Genomic DNA, 21,047 nt, shown 5'->3' on the forward strand with positions numbered 1-21,047 from the left:
CCTCACCATGAGGGTCTACTATTGTGCCGCAAAACAAGACCTCATCCTGAGGAGCCCGCCGAAGGCGGGCGTCTCGAAGGATGGCCACAAGGACACCGCCACGAAATGCGATAGCCCTGCGCTTGCGGGGAGGGCTGGGGTGGGGGGTATCGCCGCGAGTCGCATCGTGGAGAGAGCCCCCACCCGGATCGCATCTATCGATGCGATCCGACCTCCCTCGCAAGCGCAGGGCAATCGCGTATGGAATGAACCGATCCTTCCGCGCCGTCATGGCCGGGCTTGTCCCGGCCATCCACGTCTTTTCTTCGCGTGAAAACGAAGACGTGGATGCCCGGGACAAGCCCGGGCATGACGAGTTTGTGGGAACTCCGATCGCCTCAAACGGCCAAATGCGATTGCCCTACCCGCAAGCGGGAGAGGTGGAGCCCGTCTGCCGTCAGAGCGCGGTCACATCACTGCGCCGTGGGTCCCGCCGCGAGCTGGCCGGTGATGGTGCCGACCAACGTGGCGGGGCGGCTGTCCTCGCCATTCGGCGCCGGCGGGGCGACCTCGGCCTTGCGCTGCGCCAGCGCGCTGGTCAGGCTGGTGAGTGCGTCGGAGCCGGCGGGGAAGCCGGCCTCCGAGAGGATCTTGTCGATCATCGGCTTGAATGCGGAGACCGACAGCAGCTGCGCGGCGAGGCCGTCGCCGAGCCCGAGGCCGCCATTGCCGTTGGCGTGGCCGTTGGCGCCGCCACGGCCGAGCATGCTGCCGGTGTCGAAGATCCGGATGTCGGAGATCTTCTCGATCGGCTTCACCGCCTCGGCGAGCGCGCTCGGGATCACGTTGATCCGCGCGAGGTTGAGATCGTAGGCGATCATGTCGGCGCTCAGCTTGTTGCGCGCCTCCGCCTTCATCGTCGCGACCTCGGCTTCGGCCTGGCCGAGCGCCTTGACGCCGGCAGCGCGGGTGGTGGCGGCCGCCGCATCGGCCTTGGCGAGCACGTTGGTGGCTTCCGCCTTGTTGGCGGCGGCCTGGCGTTCCGCCTCGGCCATCACCGTGATCGGCATCGCGTCGGTCTCGGCCGCCTTGCGCGCCGCGATCACGTTGATGATCTTGTCGCGCTCGGCGATCTCGGTGGCGCGGGCGGTGGTGACCTTTTCCTCGGCGGCGATCGCGACCGCGCGCGCGGTCTCGGCGATGGTCTGGGCCTCCGACTGCTCCTTGCTCTTGGCCGCGACCGCGATCGCGCTTTCCTGCGCGACGATCTGAAGGTCGCGCTCCATCTCGGTGTTGCGGCGCTTGACCGCGAGATCGGCCTCGATCTTGCGCGTGTCGCGGGCCTGGTTGGCCTCGGTCTGCTTGTTGGCGACCGCGAGCTCCTGCTGGATGCGGTATTCGGCCTCGTTCTGCAGCGCGGTCTGTTCGACCTGCGCCGTCTGCGCGCGCATCGCGGCGGTCTTGTTGGCGATGTCGCGCTGCTGGGCGAGCTCGGCCTCGCGCTTGGTGCTTTCGATCGTCAGCGTGGTCTGCCGCGCCACCAGATCCTGCTGGGCGATGTTGACCTCGGTGGTGCGGACGATCTGGTTGCGCTCCTGCTCACGCTCCTTGGTGATCTTGGTCAGCGTGGTGAGACCATGCGCATCGAAGAAATTGCTCGGGTTGAAGTGCTTGATGTCGCTCTGGTCGAGCTTCGTCAGCGACACCGATTCAAGCTCGAGACCGTTGTTCTGGATGTCGGCGCCGACCGCGTCCTGCACCGCCTTGACGAAGGTGGCGCGCTGCTCCTGCAATTCCTCGAGGTTCATGGTCGCGGCGACCGAGCGCAGGCCGTCGACGAACTTGGCCTCGACCAGCTCGCGCAGCTCGGCCGCGTCATTGGTGCGGTTGCCGAGGGTCTGCGCCGCGAGCGCGATCGACGACGCGTCGGGTTTGACGCGCAGATAGAACTCGGCGCCAATATCGACGCGCATGCGGTCCTTGGTGATCAGCGAGTCCGGGCCGCCGCGCGCGACCTCGAGCCGTAGCGTTTTCAGGTTCACCGCCGCGGTGGAGTGGAAGATCGGCAGCACGAGCGAGCCGCCGTCGAGCACCACCTTCTGGCCGCCGAGGCCGGTGCGGACATAGGCCTCGTCGCGGGTCGAGCGCTTGTAGAGCTTTGCGAACAGGAGACCGATAACGAGGATGACGATGACGCCAATAACGACGGGTACAGCAAGTTCCCACATGTGTTATGCCCTGTTGGAAGATCGTTGTTGTTCGACGAGGTCGGCTGGAGCGGCAATCGCGATGAAGCCCTTGGCATCGCGATCGACCAGCAGCACGCTGGCGCCGACCGGCAATGCCTCGGACTCCGCGCTGGCACGCGCCGACACGGTGTGCCAATTGCCGAAGACATCCTTGAGACGGACCCGGCCGGGCAGGCCCTGATCGAGCGGGCCGACCGACACGGTTGCGACCTTGCCGACAAAGTCGCTGTCGTTGACCGCATAGCTCTCGTCGCGCGGAATGATGCGGGCGAGGCCGCGGCTGGTATTTCTGATCACGGGGATGCTGCCTGCGGCAGCAACCACCGCGGCGAGCGAGACCGGGATGGCGGTGCCTGCAGCGTGCGCCAGTCCCTGAAGCAGGAAGCCTCCGATCGAGAAGATGCCGAGGATCAGGATGATCAGGATTAGGAGGGGAAGCCGTCCGGCGTTGATCCAGAGAAACAGGCCACTGAGAGCATTGTGGCTCTCGGCCTCGACCGCGAAATCCTTGCCGATCAATTCGCTGATCGAAAGTCCGACCATGGTGCTGAGCAGTTCGATACCGCCAAGTGCCACCATGATCGCAGCCGCGACCGCGAAGGGCCGCACGTCGGGGGCGAGCAGAATGTCGCCAACTGCACTCATTTTTCTGACTTGATCCTTTCAAGCCGCGCCGCGATTTCCTTTTCGCGATGCAGGCGATCGAGTTCGTCAAGTTCCTTGTCGCCGAGCACGCTGGAGGTGGGAACGCCGGTGACCCGGGCGATCGCCGCCATGGCGCGCTCAGCACTCAATGTATTGGTCGTCGATGGACCCCGGCTGGTTTCGTCCTGGGCCTCGCGGATCAGGCTTTGTTCGAGATCGGCCAAGCGCGTCTCCGCCTCGCGGCGCGCGCCGAGCATGGCCTGCAGCGCCTTGGTCTGCTCGTCGATTTCGAGCTCGATGAAATCCATCGCGCGTTCCAGCGCGATCACCTGCGACTCCAGATCAATTTGCCGTGCAACGCCGGCGCGCGCGAGATCCTCGCGATTTTCCGCAAGTGCGAGACGAATCTTTTCGTTCAGATTGGTCGTTTCGGTATCCAGTTCTTCGCGCCGCGTCTTCAGGCGGAATTCCTCGGCGCGCGACTTGCCGAGCGCGTAGCGCGCCTCGTCGGCGCCGGCGTCGATCTCGCGGATCGCCTGTTTGACCAGCGCGACCTTGTTGTTGTTCTCGACATTGTCGATGGTCTGGCTCGCGATGGCGGCAAGAAGCCGGCCCATGCGCGCAAGGATGCCTTCGTGAAGCATGGTCTTCTCCTCCGGTTGTGCTGATGTCGATTTGACGGCGATGTGGATTTCGTAGCCGCGTCCATCCGAGATCAAATGCGCCGGGAAGGGGCTTTCCCAGCCCGAGACATATCCCGGCACATCGAACGGCACCAAGACGCGTCCGCTGACAGTGCTAATGGTCAGTGAAGTTGGGCCCTTGATTGCAAACAACTTGTCGTCGAGCGGTATCCGGCGGACGGCGGCGCCTGCGATGTAGTTGGCGCGGTCGCGCAGGCCGAGCGTCACCAGCCGTGCGGGCAGGCCGGTCTCCTTGCGGATTTTCTCGTAGGCCTGGGCGTGCAGCGAGACGAGGTTGGCGCCGACGGGGGCGACCTCGGCGAGGATCGCCATCATCCGGTCATAGGCCGCAAAGGTCGCCTCGATCGCCTCGATGCCTGAAGGGTCAGGGGCGAGGGCGTAGCGCAGCGTTGCGGTGGGCGTCTCGACGGGCAGCTTGATCATGCATCTAACGTAAAGCACTTCCTCGGTGCTTTGCAAGGAAGGCGGCTGGTATCATTTTCGTGAGCCTAGATGCAGTTGCAAATGAGTTGCAATAACGGGAGAGATCAGCCATCTTCGTCGGATGGATGCTCGGACCCCTGAACTGTCTTCCGTTTCCGTTCCCAATGCCGTGCCAGGCGGCTGGCGAGGCGATGCCGGACATGTGCGCAGCCTGCCGGAGGTGAACGCGACCGTCGCGGTGCCGTCAGGCGGTCTTTGGTGGCGGCGGCTGCTGGCCTTTGCCGGGCCGGGCTATCTGGTTTCGGTCGGCTACATGGACCCCGGCAACTGGGCCACCGACCTCGCGGGGGGATCGAAGTTTGGCTACACGCTGCTGTCGGTCATCCTGCTCTCCAACCTGATGGCGATCCTGCTGCAGGCGCTCGCAGCACGGCTTGGCATCGCCACCGACCGCGATCTCGCCCAGGCCTGCCGCGCGACCTATTCGCGCCCGGTGAACCTGCTGCTGTGGCTCGCCTGCGAGGCCGCGATCATCGCCTGCGACCTTGCCGAGGTGATCGGCACCGCGATCGCGCTCAAGCTGCTGTTCGGCATTCCGCTGATCGGCGGCGCGCTGCTGGCGGCGCTCGATGCGTTCCTGCTGCTGCTCCTGATGAACCGCGGCTTCCGCTTCCTCGAGGCCTTCGTGATCGCGCTCTTGATCGTCATCGCGGTCTGCTTCGTCGTCCAGATCGCGGCCGCCGCGCCGCCGGTGGCCGCCGTGCTCGGCGGCTTCATCCCGTCGCGCGAGATCGTCACCAATCCGGAGATGCTGTACATCGCGATCGGCATCATCGGCGCGACCGTGATGCCGCATAACCTCTATCTGCACTCCTCGATCGTGCAGACCCGCGCCTATCCGCGCACCGAGGAGGGGCGGCGCGACGCGATCAAATGGGCGACCACCGATTCCACCATCGCGCTGATGCTGGCGCTGTTCGTCAATGCCGCGATCCTGGTGCTGGCGGCCGCGACTTTCCACAAGAGCGGCCATTCCGACGTCGCCGAGATCGACCAGGCGTTCGAGCTGCTGTCGCCGCTGCTCGGCCTCGGCATCGCTTCGACGCTATTTGCCGTGGCGCTGCTCGCCTCCGGCCTCAACTCGACGGTAACGGCGACGCTGGCCGGCCAGATCGTGATGCAGGGCTTCCTCGATCTGCGGCTCCCCGACTGGCTGCAGCGGCTGGTGACCCGCGGCATCGCGATCGTCCCTGTCATCGTGGTCGCCGCGCTCTATGGCGAGAGCGGCACGGCGCAGCTGCTGGTGTTCAGCCAGGTCGTGCTGTCGATGCAGCTGCCGTTCGCGGTGATCCCGCTGGTGCGCTTCGTGTCCGACAAGCGCAAGATGGGCGCGTTTGCGATCTCACGCCCCGTCGCGGTGGCCGCGTGGATCGTCGCCGGGTTGATCGTGGTCCTGAACGTGAAGCTGCTGATCGATACGTTCTTCGGCAGCTAGCATGATCCGGAAAAGTGCGAAGAGGTTTTCCGAAAAGATCATGCTTAAACAAGAATCTAAAGCGCGATGATGATTCAACCTCATCTCATCGCGCTTTAGCAGAAACGACCGTCGCTCAAGGTCGGTGCGCTCGGGATCGTGGGTCTCGTAGGCGCCGCGGCCTCTCCACGTCATTGCGAGCGAAGCGAAGCAATCCATCGCGCCACATGCGGAGATATGGATTGCTTCGTCGCTATGCTCCTCGCAATGACGCGGATGGGTTCGGGGCCTTAGTCCTGCGCCTCGGCCAAGACCTCGCCTGAGGCGTCGACGCGCAGCCAGCCCGACGGCGCGAGCCGCTGCTGCGGCAGGAAGCGGCCCTTGTAGTCCATCTTCTTGGAGCCTTCGATCCAGTAGCCGAGATAGACGTAGGGCAGGCCCTGCCGGCGGGCGCGGGCGATGTGGTCGAGGATCATGAAGGTGCCGAGCGAGCGGGCCTCCAGCCCGGGCTCGAAGAACGAATAGACCATCGACAGCCCGTCGCTGAGCACGTCGGTCAGCGCCACCGCCATCAGCTCGTCGCCGCGCCCGGTGATGGCGCTGTCGGCATTGCGCTTGCGGTACTCGATGATCCGGGTCTCGACATGGCTGTCCTCGACCATCATCGCGTAGTCCAGCACGGTCATGTCGGCCATCCCGCCGTTGCGGTGGCGGCGGTCGAGATAGGCCCGGAACACCGAATATTGCTCCGAGGTCGGCACCGCGGTGCGCTGCTCGCCGATGATGTCGGCGTTGCGGGCCAGCACCTTGCGGAAGTTGCGGGAGGGGCGGAATTCGTTGGCGATCACCCGGACCGAGACGCAGGCCCGGCACTGGTCGCAGGCCGGGCGGTAGGCGATCGACTGGCTGCGGCGGAAGCCGCCATGGGTCAGCAAGTCGTTGAGATCGCCCGCTTTGTCGCCGACCAGGTGCGTGAAAACCTTCCGCTCATGTCGGCCCGGCAAATACGGGCAGGGCGACGGCGCCGTCAAATAGAACTGGGGAGTATCACGCGAATGCTGGGTCACGTCAGGTCGTCGGGCTCCACAAATAATACAGGCAGCCGAGTTAACATCGCCCCCCTGAGGCTAACGGTCAATTGGTTTAGGCGGGCCTAATAGGAGGTCCGCGCGGCCGGGGCGACCGGGGTCCGGACCGAGCTGTTGATAATGACGGTTCCGAGGATGATGTCGTGCAGCAGCCGGCGGCGGCCGTTGAGCAGCCCGATCAGGAGCACCAGCGGCGACAGGAACGAGATCGTCACCCAGAACAGCACCGCATGGGTGGCGCCGAGCACGAAATAGCCGCGCGCGCCGTACCAGGTCCGCAGTTCCAGATCCATCATGCGCATGCCGATGGTGGCCGAGTGCTGCCCGCCGATCGAGGCGCCGTAATAGACGATCGCCCAGACGATCGAGGCCGGCGAGACCAGCCAGAACAATGCCCAGCCGAGACCGAGCGTGACGAGGCCGAACACCGCGATGAAAATCACCGCCAGGATCACCGGCACCGATAGCACGAACAGATCGATCAGGAATGCAAACACGCGTCGCGTCAGCACGCCGCGGAACAGGTCCGGCTGCATCATTGGGTCGAACGCATGCGGAGGAACGCCGCCGTCGTTGCGCCAGGCCTCGTTGCGCCAGGTGCCGCCGTCATTGCCGTAGGACATGACCAACCTCCGATGAAAGTCCCGCGCAGGAGATGGGAACAGGAGGCGCGTTCGCCAAGCCTGCGCGAACATTAACTAGCCGAAATATTCCGGCGATTCGGGGGCTGGATTGAGCGGTTCTATCTTCACGGCGTCATTGCGAGCGGAGCGAAGCGATCCACTCGTCGCAATAACGGGCGGCGGCCTTCAGCTCTCCGCCTTGATCTTTTCGGCGGCCTTCGGCGCGAAATAGGTGAGGATGCCGTCAGCGCCGGCGCGCTTGAAGCCGACCAGGCTCTCCATCATCGCGCGCTCACCGTCGATCCAGCCATTGGCGGCGGCGCCGGCGATCATCGCGTACTCGCCGGACACCTGGTACACGAAGGTCGGCATCGCGAAATGGTCCTTCACGCGGCGGACGATGTCGAGATAGGGCATGCCCGGCTTCACCATCACCATGTCGGCGCCCTCGGCGATGTCGAGCTCGACCTCGCGCAGCGCCTCGTCGGAATTGGCGCTGTCCATCTGGTACGTGCGCTTGTCGCCGGTCAGCGTCTTGGCCGAGCCGATCGCGTCGCGGAACGGGCCGTAGAAAGCGGAGGCGTATTTCGCCCCATAGGACATGATTTGCACGTCGCCGAAGCCGCTGTCGTCGAGCGCCTCGCGGATCGCACCGATCCGGCCGTCCATCATGTCCGACGGCGCGATCACGTCGCAGCCGGCCTCGGCCTGGGTCAGCGCCTGCTTCACCAGCACCGCGACGGTCTCGTCGTTGAGGATCTTGCCGTCCTCGATCAGCCCGTCATGGCCGTGGCTGGTGAAGGGATCGAGCGCGACGTCGCACAGCACGCCGATGTCGGGAAACTCCTTCTTGATCGCGCGCACCGCCTGGCAGACCAGATTGTCGGGATTGAGCGCCTCCGAGCCCTGCTCGTCGCGCAGCGACGGCTCGGTGAACGGGAACAGCGCGATGCAGGGAATGTTGAGCTTTGCCGCGCGCTCGGCGTCGCGGACGATCTGGTCGACGGTGAGCCGGTCGACGCCGGGCATCGAGGCCACCGGCGTGCGGGTGTTGTGGCCATCGACCACGAACATCGGCCAGATCAGGTCGTCGGTGGTCAGCACGTTCTCGCGCACCAGGCGGCGGGCCCATTCCGACTTGCGGTTGCGCCGCATCCGGATCGTGAGGTCGAGCGAGGGGGAGGCGAGGGCGTCAGTCTGGCGCCGCGGCGCATCGCGCAGTTCGATCGGGCGCCCGAATTTGATCGCCATGTTGTCTTCTCCTCGACGGACGGCAGTTCTGGACCTGATAAGGTCTGGACCTGATATAACTCCGGTTCTAGCACCTGTCAGGGGCGCCGTCATTGCGCCGCTATTGCATCCGTGGCGCCCTTGATTTGCCGCAACGGCGATTGATTTTGCGTCCCCGGCGGGCCAAGACTGTGCCCATGAACCCCATTTTTCAGCCGCTCTGCGGCGATTCGGATGTCTGACACCTCTGCACGCGATCAGGCGCGGGACAATGCCATCTCGGTGAGCGCGATCTCGTCCGACCGGATCGAGCCGGACGACAATGCGTGGACGCGGCGCCTCGTCATCTTCCTGCGCATCATGGCCGTCGTCTCGGTCGCCAAGGGCCTCTATCACTGGGCCCAGGTGACCGGCTTCGTCGGCGGCGAGGAGGAGGCCTTCGAGAACCAGTCGATGGCCTGGCAGACCGCCACGATCTATTTCGCCGTCATCGAGCTCGTCGCCGCCGTCGGGCTCTGGCTCGCGACACCCTGGGGCGCCGTGGTGTGGCTGACCACCGTGGTGTCGATGGCGGTGATCGAGCTGATGTTTCCCGGCATCTATGGCGGCAGTCTCACCGTGGTCGGGCTCGAGGCGCTGATGCTCGCGGCGTATCTTGCGCTGGCCTGGATGTCGGCGCGCGAACGCCCGCCATAGGTCGACGTGGAGCGATGGCCTGATGCACTGTTGCCCCGTGGCGACAGCGCCGCGAATTGCCGGCCGCGGCCGGCAATATTTGGCAGCCGTGCGCGCAACGAGAAGACAGCATTGCTGGTTCTGATAGGTGGGTGCCGACAGATCGCATCCGTTTGAGACACTCCCTTGCGGGACCGTCTCTACGGGACCTGCCGTCGGGGCCCATTTCACCGGACCTCGGCGCGTGTGCCGGCCGGCTTTGCGCGGGCCGACGGCGGAACCGGTCTGGCTCTCCGCAACAGATTTGCACCGCTTGCGCGCATCGCGTGCACGTCCCGCCGCTGCACTCCGATAAAATTTTCAAAGAATTTTCTGGTAACCGATCGGTCACCGTAAAGGGTTCCCTCATACCCGTTACGCCACCGTTTCGAATTCAGACGATGCTGTTTCCGAATGTGACAGGGCAGGCAGACGAAGCGTGAACAAGGGTCCGCCACCGTCAATGAAAAGTTGCGAAAAGCCTTTGATCCATGGGCTTAATCCACGATTCACTGTCTTAAATTCATGATCTCTTTATTCTCTTATTTAAGCGGATATTCAAACGGCCCCCTTACGTTGGACCTATCAGGCGGGACACAAGTTTCGTCGAATAAAGTCGATAAAAACGACAAACAGGGGAAGTGTCATGATGAAAGCCGTTGCGACAACGGCGGCGGATGCCGCTGATCGCGCTACCGGTCAAGCTCCGGTGCAGCCGCTCTATCTCGAAGCCCTGACTTTGGTGGAGCGGCTGCATCGCCGGCTCCTCGACGTCATCAAGGACGAATTCGATCGTCGTGGCCGCGCCGACATCAACTCGGTGCAGGCGCTGCTCCTGTACAACATCGGCGACAAGGAGTTGACCGCCGGCGAGCTGCGCACCCGCGGCTACTATCTCGGCTCCAACGTCTCCTACAATCTGAAGAAGCTCGTCGAGCTCGGCTTCCTCGATCACCAGCGTTCGCGCGTCGATCGCCGCTCGGTCCGTATCCGGCTGACCCCGCAGGGCCAGGAAGTCCGCAAGATCGTCGATGCGCTCTATCAGAAGCACGTCAAGACGGTGGAGCAGGTCGGCGGCATCTCGAACGAGGAGTTCGCGAGCCTCAACAAGTCGCTGCATCGCCTCGAGCGCTTCTGGACCGACCAGATCCTGTATCGCCTCTGAGCCTTCCTGTTTTCGCCTGATGGCCAAGCCGGCCGCGCGAGAAGACCGGCAGCCTTCCTTCAGTCCAGCCTTGCTCCAGTCCAGCCTTGCTCCAGTCAACGCATCGGTCATGCCCGGCCGATGCGTTTTTCATGCTGCACGTGTTTCATGCTGCACCTGCGAAAATAAATGGGCCCCGGCGAGGAACCAAGGCGTTCCCTGCGGCTTATCCGTTAGCCAACGGAGAGGCAGGGATATGTTGCTCGAACGCGGGATTGAGGTGCTGAATGTCGAGGTCGTCGGTGACGCCTACGCGATCGCCTCGAATTATCTGCGCAAATCCGGCGCCCTTCCCGACAATTTCGCCACCAATGAGCGCCTGCTCGGCATCATCGTGAAGCTGTTCCAGCGTGGTGAGATGAATCGCCTCCGCCTCGCCAACAAGGCGATCGCGAAGTTCGAGGCCGAGACGCTGGTGGTCGCCTGAGCGTCAACCCGGAGACTTCAATGGAAGCCGCTATCGATCGGATCATGCAGACGTATGATCTGCTGCTCAACCGCACGCCCGCTGCGAGCGAGGAAGCGCGGGCGAAGGTGACAGAGTACGTGCAGACGCTGTTCGACGCCGGCGAGCGCGATCCGCATCGCTTGACGGTATGTGGGCTGACCTATCTGCGCCAACTCGACGGCAGTACCGACCACGTGAAGGCCGGCTATACCGGGCTGTAGCGGCGCGCCTGGTTTCGCGGTCTGATCCGCGTCGTCGGCAAGGCTTCCTCGGCGGCGATTTGCTTTGCCGTGCGGGTTCCTCACACACGATCGTCGTCCTGGCGAAAGCCAGGACCCATAACCACCGCATTTGACGATGATCGGGATCGCGGCCCCAGCGTCGCGCAACAATTGAGATTTGGGGTAATGGGTCCGGCTTTCGCCAGGACGACACTGAGTTTGTCGCACCTCAAAACTGAAATGGAGCAACCGAAACCGCCAACTTTCCGTCGCTCGATTTCTGCACGGTGAATTCGACTTCCTTGGAAGCCTTGATGTCGCCCACAGAAACTGAGATGCCGCCGCTACATTGCAATGTTCGCTTGTCCTCACTTGCCGACGTCGTGACGATCTTTTCACCGAGGAGGTATTGTGGATTTGCGTTTTCCGCAGTGGGCTTCGCCGTCGATTCCTTGGCGGCGAAATTGACAAGCGGATTGCGGTGATCGTTGGAGATGGTCTGGAGCACGGCCTTCCGGGTTTCGATTGAATCGCACTCGAGTTGATCGCCGCAGCCACCCAGAACAACCAGGACCGGAAAAGCCAGAAACCAAAGCAGTCGTGACGGCATGCCAAGTGACTTCTGTGGGATGGATGGTTTCCGGCAACCGACCCGGCGGAGCATGGTTCCTGCGCTCGCGCTCGGCGCGGCTGCTCCAGCCGTGGCGCGCGATCCTGGCTGCTCGGCTGGCCCGTGTCCGATAGGAACGCTGATCTTGCCGCTCCGTTGCTCCTCGATTGCTTGCGAGGAGCCGATCATGCGCACAACTGCCCTATTCGCTGTCCTGGCGTTCGTCCTGGCGTTCGGCGTTGCAGGACTGGCAAGTGTGAGTCCGGCCAGCGCCCGGGATTATCGCTGGTGCGTGCAGGGGCGCGGCGTCGGCTATCCCGGCGATTGCATGTACCAAACCCGCGCCCAGTGTCTCGCGTCAGCTTCCGGAAGGAACGTGACCTGCGGGATCAATCCTCGTGCCGCATATGGTCAGCAGCGGCGGGGATATCGCGACCGCTATTGATTGTCTCGCCAATGGCGCGCGCGTGGCGGATGGGGAAGGGCGCACCCAACGGGTGATGCGGTTAGCCGGGGCCGCTTTTTGAGCCTGCCGTCTACTGCCCTATGGATAGGTGTGGCCTTTCTGAGCAACGCGCACAGCCAAGGGCGTGCGGGGAAGATCCCCAAACTCGGACGAGTCGTAGTCTCGGCCTTCAGGTGTCACGATGTGGATGTCGTAACACTGCGACCGTGAAAGCTCTTTTGCCTTGCGTAGAGCTGCTTCGGCCGTGCCACGACGGTGCACGATCTCTCCAAACTTGCACCTAGCTTTTACGGTGAAGCTCATCTTTCTTCTTTTTCTTGTTTCGCTTGACGACGTCGGCCTGAGCCCGGAACGCTTGGGCCAGGCTCTTCATTTGCTCAGCCGCGAATTCGTCAGCCGTCCGCACCGCCGCCTGCTCGGCGGTCTTGGCCTGCTTCTTCAGGTCCTTGGCTATGCCCATGCCCTGTAACTTCCACACCGTTTCGCCAGTTCCATCCGTCTGATCTCACTAACGCGAAGCTGGCAGGAACTTTTTAGGCTTCCCGGGCTTTTTGATTTTGCTTTTGGGGCAGCCAAACGTCAGCGTTGGAGAGAGGAGCCATGAAGCGACGACGCAGGGTTAGGCAGATTTTCCCCCTTGAAAAACGCCTTTCCCAAGAAGCCAAACGGCTACGTCAACGGGCCAAGAACCTTCCTCCCTGTCGAGAGCGGGAGACCCTGTTGAGGCAGGCGCGGCATGACGAAACCACCGCCAATTTGACGGCGTGGCTACTGTCCCAAGGTCCGCGGGCACCCAGCTAGGAGGACACTCAATGCATACAAATCACCACCATATCGACGGTGTGGAGATTGCCTTTGTAAGCGCTGCGACCGTGTCGCTTGTGGCTCTCATCGCCTCGATGGCCTGGCTTTTGTTAGGTTGAACTTGCCAGGGTGAAATCGACCGAGGGCTCCATCGAGAACCTTCATTCGATGGTCGTGGCGGCCTTGCCTTGAGCTGCCGGCTTTGCATTTTCTTCTGTCCAGCCGATCGGTTGTTGCGCGCAAGACACTCGCCTTGGGATATCCCGCACCGATTTACATAAGCTAATGCCGGAACCGCGCGATTCTTGATGGATGGGGAGCCTGTCTCCAATAGCTCAGCCCCGGATCAGGCAAATGGCCCCAGCACCGGCCTCCAGGCCCCCAAAGGTGCTGGGGCCATTTCGTGGTTTGGCGCGTTACCTGATGCGCTTCGGGCGAGCTTCGACGGCGCCACCATTCCGTGAGCGATCTGCCGCAGCGTCCCGTCTGCCCTCCGTGAGCATACGGGACGTCGACGCTACCTGTTCTCCGGCTTCCAAGTCGTGCTGGCGCGATCGTATTTAAAACCAGGCGCGGCCCCGCACCGAATCAAAGCAAGCGAAAAATGACCGGAGATGGTGCGGCGATTTGCAGCACTGGCTAGTCGCGCCCTCCGGCTTGCCGAAGGCTGTGGCGAATGGTCGCTAGGGACACGCAGACGCGAGATCGGCGAGCGATTCCTGACCCGAAGGGACCGCGCTGTCCGAGCGGCGATGCGATCACGTGACCGGATGCAGCCGGCGATCGGCAGGCTGCTTTCCGAAAATTCAGGAGGAAGCCCCATGATCCCGTCCCACATGCGCCTGTTCGGCGCGGTCTTTGCGCTGTTGCTTGGGGCGAGCGGTCCGGCGCCCGCGCAGCAGCTCGAGCTCAAGCTGATGGCGCCGGCAGCGCCCGGCGGCGGCTGGGATCAGACCGCGCGCTCGATGCAGCAGGCGCTGGTCGCCTCCGGTGTCGCGCGCAGCGTCCAGGTCACCAACGTTCCCGGTGCCGGCGGCAGCGTCGGCATTGCGCAGTTCGTCAACGGCGCCAAGGGCGACGGCAACCAGATGATGGTGAACGGCTTCGTCATGGTGGGTGCGCTCGCCATGAACAAATCGCCGGTGACGCTGGATCAGGTGACGCCGATCGCGCGCCTCACCGAGGAGATCCAGGTCATCGTGGTGCCGGCGAACTCGCCGATCAGGACGGCGCAGGATCTTGCCGCCGCGGTGAAGGCCGATATCGCCAAGGTGACCTTTGCCGGCGGCTCGGCCGGCGGCGTCGACCATGTGATGGCGGCGCTGTTCGCGGGCACGGTCGGCGCCGACGCCAAGAAGATCAACTACATTCCGTTCTCGGGCGGCGGCGAGTCGCTCGCAGCCATTCTCGGCGGCAAGGTCACGGCCGGCATTTCCGGCCTCAGCGAATATGACGGCCAGATCAAGGCCGGCAAGCTGCGCGCGCTCGGCGTGACGTCGGCGAACCGACTGCCCGGCGTCGATATCCCGACCTTCAAGGAGCAGGGCATCGATCTCGTGCTGGCCAATTGGCGCTCGGTGGTCGCACCGCCCGGCATCACGCCGGAGCAGCGCAAGGTGCTGAGCGATGCGGTCGAGAAGATGGTGAAGTCCGATGCCTGGAAGGAGATCCTGAAGCAGAAGGGCTGGGATGACGCCTATCTCGGTGGCGACGCCTTCGCGGATTTCCTGAAGAAGGAGATCACGCGCGTGACCGAGGTGCTGAAGTCCGTCGGCCTCGTGAAGTCATGACACCGGACGCGGCGTCTGAAAACCTCCGGCCGGCGCCGGCGCGCCGCGTCGATCGCGCCGGCGTGGTCATCGCGGCCGCGCTTGCCGGGCTTGCTGCGGTGCTGGTGTGGGACGCCAGCAAGCTGCCGTCCACCACGATGTACGGCATGGGGCCGGAGGCGATGCCGGTCGTCATCGCGATCGGCCTCGTCATTCTGGCGATCGGTAATCTGATCGATGCGCTGCGCGGCAACCTGCCGCCGCGCGAGAGCATGGATCCGAAACCGGTGTGGCTGATCATCGGCGGCCTGGCGCTCCTGATCGCCATCATCGGCTTTGGCGGCGGCTTCATCCTCGCCACCTCGGCGCTGTTCGTCACCACGTCGGCGGCGTTCGGCCGCCGCGCCGTCCTGGCCGACACCGCCATCGCGCTGGTGATCACGACGCTGATTTATCTCGCGTTCGACAAGCTATTGACGCTGAGCCTTCCCGCCGGCCCGCTGGAGCGACTGCTGTGATGGACACTTTCGCCGCGCTGGCGCACGGCATGGCGGTCGCCATGCAGCCGATGAACCTGCTTTACGCCCTGATCGGCGTGTTCCTGGGCACCGCGGTCGGCGTATTGCCGGGCATCGGACCGGCGCTGACGGTCGCGCTGCTGCTGCCGGTGACCTACAAGCTCGATCCCGGCGGCTCGCTGATCATGTTCGCCGGCATCTATTATGGCGGCATGTATGGCGGATCGACCACCGCGATCCTGATCAACACGCCGGGCGAGAGCGCGTCGATGGCGACCGCGCTCGAGGGCAACAAGATGGCCAAGGCCGGCCGCGGCGGCCCGGCGCTGGCGACCTCGGCGATCGGCTCGTTCGTCGCGGGCACCATCGCCACCATCGGCCTCGCATTCCTCGCGCCATGGCTGGTCGATTTCGCCGTGCGCTTCGGGCCGGAGGATTACTTCGCGCTGATGTGCGTCGCCTTCGTCACGGTATCGGCAACCTTCGGCGACTCGCCGGTCCGCGGCCTCACCAGCCTGTTCATCGGCCTCACGCTCGGGCTGGTCGGCATCGACAAGCTGACCGGACAGGCGCGGCTTGCCTTCGGCATCCCCGAGCTGCTCGACGGCGTCGAGGTGACGACGCTCGCGGTCGGCCTGTTCGCGGTCGGCGAGGCGCTCTATGTCGCCTCGCGCCGTCATCACGCCGAGGAGAAGCTCGAGCCGGTGCGCGGCTCGCTGTGGATGACGCGGGAGGACTGGCGGCGATCGTGGAAGCCGTGGCTGCGCGGCACGCTGTTCGGCTTTCCGATCGGGGCGCTGCCGGCCGGCGGCGCGGAGATCCCGACATTCCTGTCCTATTCCACCGAGCGGCGCCTCACCAAACATCCCGAGGAGTTCGGCAAGGGCGCGATCGAGGGCGTCGCAGGGCCGGAGGCGGCGAACAACGCGTCCGCCGCCGGCACGCTGGTGCCGCTGTTGACACTCGGCCTGCCGACCTCGGCAACGGCTGCAATGATGCTGGCGGGCTTCCAGCAATACGGCCTTAACCCGGGGCCGCTGCTGTTCGCGGAGCGGCCCGACCTGGTGTGGGGCCTGATCGCGAGCCTGTTCATCGCCAACGGCATGCTGCTGGTGCTCAATCTGCCGCTGGTTGGGCTCTGGGTGCGGCTGCTGGCGATCCCGCAGCCCTGGCTCTATGCCGGCATCCTGGTGTTCGCCACCATGGGCACGATCGCGGCGAAGCCGTCGGTGGTCGAGCTGTCGATGCTGGCGACATTCGGCGTGATGGGCTTTCTGATGCGCCAGTTCGACTTCCCGATCGCGCCCGTCGTGATCGGGCTGATCCTCGGGCCGATCGCCGAAAGCCAGCTGCGCCGCGCGCTGGCGATCAGTCTCGGCGATCCCATGGTGCTGCTGCAAAGCCCGATGTCGGCGACGCTGCTCGGCATCGCGCTGATCGCGCTGCTGGCGCCGTTTGTGCTCAAGGGGCTCGGGCGATTCAAGGCGAACGAGGATTAGGGCGCGACCAGACCGTAAAAGGCCCGCTCCGGGGCTCGCATTTCGGAGCGGGCCAGTCTGGGCACGGCAAATATCGCCGCGACGCGAAACCTAGCGCGACAAGCTGACACCATCCTGACGACAGCGAAAAAAGAGAGGCGGCCGGATGCCGCCTCTCGGTCACATGATTTTCCGTGAACTGAAAGTTCAGCTTACCATTTGTAGGCGAGGCTCGCCGTGATGCGGCGGCGATCGCCGTAGTAGCAGGAGCTGATGGTCGCGCAGCTCGCGACATAGATCTTGTCGGTGACGTTCACGACGTTGAGCGCCGCGCGCCAGTTGTTGTCCCATTCGTAATGCAAGGCGAGATCGCCCAGCACGACCCCCGGGACGCGTGCGGTGTTCGCGGTGTCGGCAAAGGACGAGCCGACATAGCGCACACCGCCGCCGAAGCCGAAGCCCGTGAGCGGGCCGTCGCGGAAGGTGTAGTCGGTCCACGCTGATGCGAGCTGCCGCGGCGCGTTGGTCGGCACGGTGCCGATCAGCGCGGGATTGAGGTCCTTGCTGACGAACAGCTCGTAATTGGTGTAGCTCGCCACCAGCTTGAAATCGCGCGTGATGTTCGCGACCGCCTCGAGCTCGACGCCGCGCGAGGTGACTTCGCCGTTTTGGGTCTGGAACAGCGGGTTGTTCGGATCTGTTGTCAGCGCGTTCTTGCGCTTCAGGTCGAAATACGCGACGCCGAACCGTGCGTTGAGCCCGACCGGCTCGTACTTGACGCCGACCTCGGTCTGCTCGGAGGTTTCCGGCAGCAGCAATTGGCCGGACGCGGTGGTGCCGATGACCGGATTGTAGCCTGTCATGTAGGAGACGTAGGGCGCAACGCCGCTGTCGAAATTGTAGATCGCGCCGACACGGCCGGAGAACTTGCTGTCGTCGCGGCCCTGGGACGCGCCGATCCGGTTGTTGTTGGTGAGATCGACCCAGTCCTGGCGTCCGGACAGCACGACCGTCAGGCGGTCGAGCTTGACCTGATCCTGCAGATAGAGGCCGGCCATGCCCTGGGCGAGATAACCGTTCTGATAGAGCGGGCCGCTATACGGCAGGTTGGTGCCGTACACCGGATTGAGCACGTTGAGATTCGTGCCCATGCCAAAACCCTGGCGGTCGTCGATGCCGTAATATTTCAGATCGACGCCGACCAGCGCGGTGTGCTGCAGCGCGCCCGTGGTGAAGCGGTATTCGAGCTGATTGTCGAGGTTGAGCTGGGTGGCGATGCCGCGGGTGTAGAAATTGCCGCGGGTGATGTCGGCGGCGGCCGGCGTCGTCGCGTAGCCGAGCCCGTAGAGGCCTGCGTAATAGACGTCGACATGCGCCATGCGCGCGTTCTGGCGGAAATCGACGCTGTCAGTCACGCTCTTCTGGAACTGGTAGCCGACCATCTGCTGGTCGCGGCGGAACTGGTCGGCGCTGGGATCGCCGACGAACAGGCTGGTCGGAATCCGGCCGAACGGCGCGTTGGTGACGGTGCCGACATAGGGCAGGAAGTTCAGCGCGCGGGTGTTGCTGTGCGAGGCCATGCCGAACACGGTGAGGCTGGTGTCGGCATCGGGCCGCCAGGTCACCGATGGGGCAAAGAAGAAATTGTTGTCGTAGACATAGTCGGTCTGGGTGCCGCCGCCCTGGGCCTGGCCGACCAGGCGGTACTGCACCTGGCCATTGCCGGGCTGCGCCGTCGCGCCGCCGATGTCGAACTGGGTATAGGCGTTGCCGAAATTGTTGACGCCGGTCTCGATGTAGCGAATGGGCTCGGCCTGCGGCAGCTTGCTCACCGCGTTGACGAGGCCGCCCGGCGCCGAGCCGCCATACAGGATGCCGGACGGACCGCGCAGCACCTCGACGCGCTCGAGATTGAAGGGCTGCAGCTTCCAGCTCGCATAGGAGGTGTAGAACAGCTGCAGGCCATCGAGGAACAGCGACTCGTTCTGCGCGGGGAAGCCGCGGATCATGAACCAGTCGTTGCGGAAATCGGCGCCATAGGTGCCGCCGATGACGCCCGGCGTGTAGCGCAGCACCTCGTCGAACTTGCTGACGATCTTCTGGTCGCGGATCTGCTCGGCGCTGATGACCGACACCGATTGCGGGGTCTGGATGATCGGCGTGCTGGTCTTGGTGCCGCTGGCGCTCAGCCGCGCCAGATAGCCGGTGACCGGGCCGTTGGCGCGTTCGTGCCCGCCGCTGGCGCCCGCGGGCTGCTGAGCAGTCTGTGGCTGCGCGCCCACCGGGGCAGCCGTCGCGCGGCGCGAGGCGCTGCGTGCGCGCGTGGTCCGCTGCGAGGGCTGCTGCGACCGCGCCGCTTGCCGCTGCGGCGCCTCGACTGTCACGGACGGCAATTGCGTCTGGGCGAAGACATCGTCCGCACCGACAACCGAAAGCACCGCGACAGCCGAAGCAGCAAACCGCTGCGGCCGAATCCACCTGCACGACATTTATTCCACGCTCCATAAAAAAATCTTGAGCGAGTCGTTATCACGGTGATTTTCGCGAGCAGCCTGCGTGCGGTTAGAAGCTGTCGAAGTTGCACGCAAAGCTCGGCTGTGTGACCGGGAGACAACGGCGTATGACGCGCAATTGCACGCATCGCGTGAGAGCCTTGAATCGATCCAGTGTTGAACGATTCAAAAATCGAACGATTCAAAAATTGTCTCGTCATCTCGTGAGTCGATGCATCGCGATCGCGCGCGACATGATCAAGCCAGTCCGATGTCGCGCGGTTGCGCGAGCAACGCGTTGAAACCTCGAGGCGATAGTTGTCTCGTCCGCGGTCCTGCGCGGTCGGGAAGGGGAGTCACGTTCCACTCGGCGGCTGCCACAGCCGTGCTGGCCGCGCGGCGGGAACCGGGCGGCGGGGGCGGCCGTCCGGCCGGCTGGCAATCCCCGCCATCCCCACCATATCTGGCATAATTGACCGGCAGGGACCGCAACCGCTTGGCCATTTTGGGGCGATGTGATAACGCTCTGAAACCAGCTTCGACCGCCACTCGTGACCGTCCGCATCCTGCCTAAAGGCTTGCGGCGGTGGAGATATTTCGCCGATGACCTCGTCCAGCAAGACCGCTTCCGCGCCCGATTCCTTCTTCACCGCGACCCTCGCCCAGGCCGATCCCGAGATCGCTGCCGCGATCAAGGGCGAGCTCGGCCGGCAGCGTCATGAGATCGAGCTGATCGCCTCGGAAAACATCGTCAGCCGCGCCGTGCTGGAGGCGCAGGGCTCGGTGATGACCAACAAATACGCGGAGGGTTATCCGGGCGCGCGCTACTATGGCGGTTGCGAGTGGGTCGACGTCGCAGAGACGCTGGCGATCGAGCGCGCCAAGAAGCTGTTCGGCGCCGGCTTCGCCAACGTCCAGCCGAACTCCGGCAGCCAGATGAACCAGGCGGCGTTTCTGGCGCTGCTGCAACCCGGCGACACCTTCATGGGCCTCGACCTCGCCGCCGGCGGCCATCTCACCCACGGTTCGCCGGTCAACATGTCCGGCAAGTGGTTCAAGGCCGCGCACTACACCGTGCGCCGCGAGGACCAGATCATCGATATGGACGAAGTCCAGAAGCAGGCCGAGCAGGTCAAGCCGAAGCTGATCATCGCTGGCGGCTCGGCCTATTCGCGCGCCTGGGACTTCAAGCGCTTCCGCGAGATCGCGGATTCCGTCGGCGCGTATCTGCTGGTCGACATGGCGCATTTCGCGGGCCTCGTGGCCGGCGGCGTGCATGCCTCGCCGGTGCCGCACGCCCACGTCACCACCACCACGACGCACAAGTCGCTGCGCGGTCCGCGCGGCGGCCTGATCCTCACCAATGACGAGACGCTGGCCAAGAAGCTGAACTCGGCGATCTTCCCGGGCCTGCAGGGCGGTCCGCTGATGCACGTCATCGCCGCCAAGGCGGTGGCGTTCGCCGAAGCGCTGCGGCCGGACTTCAAGGTCTACGCCAAGAACGTGGTCGAGAACGCCAAGGCGCTGGCAGAGACGCTGCGCGGCCACGGCCTCGACATCGTCTCGGGCGGCACCGACAACCACCTGATGCTGGTCGACCTCAGGCCGAAGGGCCTGAAGGGCAACATCTCCGAGAAGGCGCTGGTGCGCGCCGCCATCACCTGCAACAAGAACGGCATCCCGTTCGATCCCGAAAAGCCGTTCGTCACCTCCGGCCTGCGGCTCGGCACGCCGGCGGCGACCACGCGCGGCTTCGGCGTCGCCGAGTTCAAGCAGGTCGGCGGCATGATCGCGGAAGTGTTGAACGCGCTGGCGCAGTCGCCGGACGGCAAGGCGCCGCTGGTCGAGGCCGCGATCAAGGAGCGCGTCAAGGCGCTGACCGATCGCTTCCCGATCTATCAGTAAAAA

Annotated in this window: 19 protein-coding genes; 10 read left to right on the forward strand and 9 right to left on the reverse strand. The window is 64.3% G+C overall.

Features of this window, described 5'->3' with window-relative positions; translation table 11 throughout:
* Nucleotides 1–452 precede the first annotated feature (452 nt).
* Genes QA635_RS20295 through QA635_RS20305 form a run of 3 tightly spaced genes read right to left on the reverse strand, consistent with a single transcriptional unit; the run spans nt 453 to nt 4,000 of the window.
* The gene (locus QA635_RS20295; protein ID WP_283071288.1) at nt 453–2,207 is read right to left on the reverse strand and encodes a flotillin family protein; all 1,755 of its coding nucleotides are present in this window, start codon (nt 2,205–2,207) and stop codon (nt 453–455) included.
* 3 nt (nt 2,208–2,210) lie between these two features.
* Entirely contained in the window at nt 2,211–2,873 is a 663-nt protein-coding gene (locus QA635_RS20300; protein ID WP_092078044.1) for an OB-fold-containig protein, read from the reverse strand.
* Nucleotides 2,870–4,000, reverse strand: a complete 1,131-nt coding sequence (locus tag QA635_RS20305; RefSeq protein WP_283071293.1) for a PspA/IM30 family protein — start codon at nt 3,998–4,000, stop codon at nt 2,870–2,872. Before QA635_RS20305 ends, QA635_RS20300 begins: the two co-directional genes overlap by 4 nt.
* A gap of 121 nt (nt 4,001–4,121) precedes the next feature.
* On the opposite strand from QA635_RS20305, the gene QA635_RS20310 reads away from it, so the two are divergent.
* On the forward strand, nt 4,122–5,495 hold the full coding sequence (locus QA635_RS20310) for an Nramp family divalent metal transporter (protein ID WP_283071295.1): 1,374 nt from the start codon (nt 4,122–4,124) through the stop codon (nt 5,493–5,495).
* Nucleotides 5,496–5,764: 269 nt separating this feature from the next.
* Here the strand turns inward: QA635_RS20310 and QA635_RS20315 are convergent, their stop codons facing one another.
* The 3 genes from QA635_RS20315 to hemB all read right to left on the reverse strand — a co-directional run bounded on the left by QA635_RS20315 (nt 5,765) and on the right by hemB (nt 8,436).
* Entirely contained in the window at nt 5,765–6,541 is a 777-nt protein-coding gene (locus QA635_RS20315) for an arginyltransferase (RefSeq protein WP_283071297.1), read from the reverse strand.
* An 86-nt stretch (nt 6,542–6,627) separates the two neighbouring features.
* Entirely contained in the window at nt 6,628–7,185 is a 558-nt protein-coding gene (locus tag QA635_RS20320) for an RDD family protein (protein ID WP_092078031.1), read from the reverse strand.
* A 186-nt stretch (nt 7,186–7,371) separates the two neighbouring features.
* Entirely contained in the window at nt 7,372–8,436 is a 1,065-nt protein-coding gene (hemB, locus tag QA635_RS20325) for a porphobilinogen synthase (RefSeq protein WP_283071298.1), read from the reverse strand.
* Nucleotides 8,437–8,649: 213 nt separating this feature from the next.
* On the opposite strand from hemB, the gene QA635_RS20330 reads away from it, so the two are divergent.
* The 4 genes from QA635_RS20330 to QA635_RS20345 all read left to right on the forward strand — a co-directional run bounded on the left by QA635_RS20330 (nt 8,650) and on the right by QA635_RS20345 (nt 11,002).
* Nucleotides 8,650–9,111, forward strand: a complete 462-nt coding sequence (locus QA635_RS20330) for a DUF6163 family protein (RefSeq protein WP_016845013.1) — start codon at nt 8,650–8,652, stop codon at nt 9,109–9,111.
* Between the two features lie 664 nt (nt 9,112–9,775).
* Complete coding sequence (ldtR, locus tag QA635_RS20335) at nt 9,776–10,294, forward strand: transcriptional regulator LdtR (protein ID WP_018271925.1); 519 nt, start codon at nt 9,776–9,778, stop codon at nt 10,292–10,294.
* Between the two features lie 235 nt (nt 10,295–10,529).
* Nucleotides 10,530–10,760: a hypothetical protein gene (locus QA635_RS20340; protein ID WP_283071302.1), complete on the forward strand. Its 231-nt coding sequence runs from the start codon at nt 10,530–10,532 to the stop codon at nt 10,758–10,760.
* A gap of 20 nt (nt 10,761–10,780) precedes the next feature.
* The gene (locus QA635_RS20345; protein WP_050384934.1) at nt 10,781–11,002 is read left to right on the forward strand and encodes a hypothetical protein; all 222 of its coding nucleotides are present in this window, start codon (nt 10,781–10,783) and stop codon (nt 11,000–11,002) included.
* Nucleotides 11,003–11,231: 229 nt separating this feature from the next.
* Here the strand turns inward: QA635_RS20345 and QA635_RS20350 are convergent, their stop codons facing one another.
* Nucleotides 11,232–11,801 (reverse strand): hypothetical protein, encoded by a 570-nt coding sequence (locus tag QA635_RS20350; protein ID WP_283071304.1) that lies wholly within the window; start codon nt 11,799–11,801, stop codon nt 11,232–11,234.
* Here QA635_RS20350 and QA635_RS20355 point away from each other — a divergent pair.
* Complete coding sequence (locus QA635_RS20355; RefSeq protein ID WP_283071305.1) at nt 11,800–12,057, forward strand: DUF3551 domain-containing protein; 258 nt, start codon at nt 11,800–11,802, stop codon at nt 12,055–12,057. The genes QA635_RS20350 and QA635_RS20355 overlap by 2 nt on opposite strands.
* Nucleotides 12,058–12,358: 301 nt before the next feature.
* Here the strand turns inward: QA635_RS20355 and QA635_RS20360 are convergent, their stop codons facing one another.
* A complete protein-coding gene (locus QA635_RS20360) occupies nt 12,359–12,538 on the reverse strand; it encodes a hypothetical protein (RefSeq protein WP_283071306.1) in 180 nt (59 codons plus the stop codon).
* A gap of 1,165 nt (nt 12,539–13,703) precedes the next feature.
* On the opposite strand from QA635_RS20360, the gene QA635_RS20370 reads away from it, so the two are divergent.
* Genes QA635_RS20370 through QA635_RS20380 form a run of 3 tightly spaced genes read left to right on the forward strand, consistent with a single transcriptional unit; the run spans nt 13,704 to nt 16,668 of the window.
* Nucleotides 13,704–14,672, forward strand: a complete 969-nt coding sequence (locus QA635_RS20370; protein ID WP_425249169.1) for a Bug family tripartite tricarboxylate transporter substrate binding protein — start codon at nt 13,704–13,706, stop codon at nt 14,670–14,672.
* Nucleotides 14,669–15,169, forward strand: coding sequence for a tripartite tricarboxylate transporter TctB family protein (locus tag QA635_RS20375; protein WP_283071309.1), 501 nt, complete (start codon nt 14,669–14,671; stop codon nt 15,167–15,169). The genes QA635_RS20370 and QA635_RS20375 overlap by 4 nt, the downstream gene beginning before the upstream one ends.
* Nucleotides 15,169–16,668, forward strand: a complete 1,500-nt coding sequence (locus QA635_RS20380) for a tripartite tricarboxylate transporter permease (RefSeq protein ID WP_283071310.1) — start codon at nt 15,169–15,171, stop codon at nt 16,666–16,668. Before QA635_RS20375 ends, QA635_RS20380 begins: the two co-directional genes overlap by 1 nt.
* Nucleotides 16,669–16,859: 191 nt before the next feature.
* Here the strand turns inward: QA635_RS20380 and QA635_RS20385 are convergent, their stop codons facing one another.
* Nucleotides 16,860–19,136, reverse strand: a complete 2,277-nt coding sequence (locus QA635_RS20385) for a TonB-dependent siderophore receptor (RefSeq protein WP_283071312.1) — start codon at nt 19,134–19,136, stop codon at nt 16,860–16,862.
* A gap of 606 nt (nt 19,137–19,742) precedes the next feature.
* Here QA635_RS20385 and glyA point away from each other — a divergent pair.
* Complete coding sequence (glyA, locus tag QA635_RS20390) at nt 19,743–21,044, forward strand: serine hydroxymethyltransferase (protein WP_157341026.1); 1,302 nt, start codon at nt 19,743–19,745, stop codon at nt 21,042–21,044.
* Nucleotides 21,045–21,047: the final 3 nt, after the last annotated feature.

Origin of the sequence: Bradyrhizobium brasilense, assembly GCF_029714345.1 — a bacterium.
Taxonomy (GTDB): Bacteria; Pseudomonadota; Alphaproteobacteria; order Rhizobiales; family Xanthobacteraceae; genus Bradyrhizobium; species Bradyrhizobium australafricanum.